The following is a 3,243-nucleotide window of genomic DNA, read 5'->3' on the forward strand; positions in this document are numbered from 1 at the left end:
CCACAGGCATGACGAGCGCCGCCATTGTCGCCGGTAACACCGTGGTTCTCAAGCCCTCGAGCCAGACGCCCGTCATGGCGTGCGTCTTAAGCCGGTTTTTTCGGGAAAGCGGATTGCCCGACGGTGTCCTGAATATACTGCCGGGAACGGGCGAGAAACTCGGTGACGCGCTGTTGAAGCACCCAAAAGTGGCGCTCGTGGTGTTTACCGGGTCCAAAGAAGTTGGGCTGGGGCTGATTCGAAAAGGCTCACACGTGTATCCTGGTCAGCGAATCATAAGGAGAGTCATCGCCGAGCTGGGAGGCAAAAACGCCATCATTTTGGACGAAAGCGGAGACCCGGATCAAGCCGTCATCGGCATCACCCAGTCCGCCTTCGGTTATTCCGGCCAGAAATGTTCGGCGGCGTCCCGTGTGATCCTGCTGGATACCATATACGATCAGATGCTCGAACGGATCGTGGAAAGAGCAAGGAGCCTCGCTGTAGGTCCCGCGGAAGATCCGGCCACCACCATCGGTCCCCTGATCAGCGAAGGCCAGTTGCGCAGTGTTCAAGCGTATGTCGATTTGGGAAAACGTGAGGCCAAATTAGCCCTCGAGGCTCCGGCTCCGGAGCTAGCCGGCAACTTCATGGGACCCGTGGTCTTTTACGACGTCCCCCCCGCGGCCCGAATCGCCCGGGAAGAGATTTTCGGTCCGGTGCTTTCCATCCTGCGGGCGAAGGATTTCGATGAAGCCATCGCCATTGCCAACGAAACGGAATATGCTCTCACGGCAGGGCTCTATTCCCGAACCCCTTCTCACATCAGGCAATTCCGACGCGAAGTGGAAGCCGGAAATCGGTACATCAATACCAAGATCACCGGGGCTGTGGTGGAACGGCAGCCCTTTGGGGGATACAAGCTGTCCGGTATAGGGTCAAAGGCCGGTGGGGCCCATTACCTCAACCAGTTCATGATACCGATCTCGGTAAGCGAAAACGTGACGCGCCATGGCTTTGCCCCCCTTTCGGCGGAGGAGATCGAGTGAATCCGCGATGTATGTATGTACGGGGATAGAGTAACCCCCTTGGGCGGATTCCGGGCCGGGTCCTCTCGAGGGACGGATCCGGCCTCGCAGGTTGCCGAAAGCGTCTTTGCACGATGTTTCTTTCTCAAGTTGTTACTTGCCGTTTGCTGAGGATCCCATGCCATCAAAGGAAATGCCGCTGTCCGGTGTTCGAGTACTCGACCTGACACGCTATGAAGCCGGGCCGACCTGTACCCTGATGCTGGCGTTTTTGGGCGCCGAAGTGATCAAGATCGAGAGTCCCGGGGAGGGGAAAAGCCATCGAAGAATGTTCCATGATCGTGGCGACAGGGACGATCTCTATTTTGTCCTGCTTAACCTGAACAAGAAAAGCGTTACTCTGGAACTGAAGTCGGAAAACGGCCGGAGCCTTTTCGAGCGCATGCTCCAGCACGCCGATGTGCTGGTGGAAAGCCTGGGCGGGGAAAAGCTTTCTGAACTGAATTTGTCTTACGACCGCCTTAGACAGTGCAACCCCGGGATCGTCATCGCCACTGTCAGCGGCTACGGATCCTATGGTGCTTGCGCCGGCTATCCCAGTCTGGACATGACGGCTCAGGCCATGGGTGGTATTATGAGTCTTACCGGTCGGGAGGGAAAAGAGCCCCTCAGATGCGGGGCCACGGTTGCAGACAGCGCCGGAGGAACCAATCTCGCGATCGGCGTACTGTCGGCCTTGTATCGGAAGGTGAAAACGGGGAAGGGAGCCCATGTGGAAGTTTCTTTACAGGATTCCGCCATCAATCTGGGACGTTCCCTTCTCGGCACCCACATTGCTTACGGCAGCAAAGCGCCCAGGGTGGGAAACAGTTTGAAGGACGTGGTTCCGTGGGACATCTACCCTAGTCGGGACGGCTACGTGGCCATTTGCGTGATTCCGCAGCGCCGCTTTGAAAGGCTGATGGGCGTTGTAGGCGGCGAAACCGCCCTCGAGGAAAAGAGTCTGAACACCATAGAAGATCGAGTGCGCGAACGTAAATTTCTGGATGCTCTCATTACCAGGTGGACCACGGAGCGGGGCAAATTCGAAATCATGGAACGTTTGGCCAAAGAAGGCGTGCCTTGCGGCGCCGTCTTGGATTCCGACGAGATCGCACTCAATTCACATGTCAGGGAGCGGTCCATGCTGGTGGAAATCGAGCATCCTCAGTGGGGACGGGTGCAGGTGATGGGCTGCCCGGTTAAATTCCTGGATGAAGAGGCGGGCATTGCATGTTCCCCGGATTTTGGCGAGCACACGCGCGAGATTCTTGGGGGCCTTTTGGGGCTGTCCGATGAGGACATGGATGAATTGCGTCGGCAGGGTGTGATCTGACGGAGCGTACCGGCCGAAGCCGGATGTAGTTCTGTAAATAGACCCGACGGAAAAACCGGCAAGGAGCAAACATGCGTAACTACCTGATCGAACTGGGAATGGGGTCGGACCTGCACAAGCCGGATCCGACCAAATGTGCGGTGCGCGCCGTCAAAGACGCCATGTACCGCTGTTCCATGGTGGGGCTGTTTGAATGTGATCTCCTCACCAATATCAAAGACATGCATGTAAAAGTGAAAATCGCCGTTCCGTTTCCGGATAAAGTGGATAAAGAGGAAATACTGAAACAGATCCCTTACGGAGAGCGGGAAATCGAAGTGGTCGAGGGCGGCCTGCTCGAGGAGGGTAGCCTGAGAAAGGATAAATCAAGAGACCAGGTCATGGTGGCCGTGGCCGCCATAACGGTCAAGGTTCCCTAGCCGGAAGCCTTTCCCTGAAAGAAATCCGTATCCCGGTCTCAGCGAGAGCAATGGCCCGAAACCGCGCTTTGCTCACGAGAACATTTGTCTCGTCAGGCCGTCTTGTTGGCAGGAGATCAGGACATGGAGGGAAATGGTTCCTCGATACCAGGTGGCGATAACAGCGCGTCAAGAATTACAGATGGGCGGGGTTCGTCCGTATAAGCGCCTCACTTTGACCTTTTCTCCCTCATAACGGGGTTAGTAATACTAGGTTAAGTTCATGACGAATCATTTATGGGTGGGAAGGTGGTGTGACACCATGGGCAACGCCCACCCATTCTAATCAACGCGGCCTGAAGGGACCTCCTCGTCTGGGGCAAGGTTACACCAGAAGTTTTTTTTAATGCGTGCTCGTTCCGTCTGCAGGAACGCATAAGCAAGGGTTACGAGAGTCACATGA

Annotated in this window: 3 protein-coding genes; all 3 read left to right on the forward strand. The window is 56.1% G+C overall.

The features are described 5' to 3' along the window. A partial coding sequence (locus tag HY788_08960) for an aldehyde dehydrogenase family protein (GenBank protein ID MBI4774294.1) occupies nucleotides 1–1,028 on the forward strand: 1,028 nt, incomplete at its 5' end. A 157-nt stretch (nucleotides 1,029–1,185) separates the two neighbouring features. Beyond that, nucleotides 1,186–2,382 carry a CoA transferase gene (locus tag HY788_08965; GenBank protein MBI4774295.1) on the forward strand — a complete coding sequence of 399 codons (1,197 nt, stop codon included), beginning with the start codon at nucleotides 1,186–1,188 and terminating at the stop codon, nucleotides 2,380–2,382. A gap of 71 nt (nucleotides 2,383–2,453) precedes the next feature. Then, nucleotides 2,454–2,801: a Lin0512 family protein gene (locus HY788_08970; GenBank protein ID MBI4774296.1), complete on the forward strand. Its 348-nt coding sequence runs from the start codon at nucleotides 2,454–2,456 to the stop codon at nucleotides 2,799–2,801. The last annotated feature ends 442 nt before the right edge of the window (nucleotides 2,802–3,243 follow it).

It is taken from the genome of Deltaproteobacteria bacterium, from assembly GCA_016208165.1.
In the GTDB taxonomy this organism is placed as follows: domain Bacteria; phylum Desulfobacterota; class Desulfarculia; order JACQYL01; family JACQYL01; genus JACQYL01.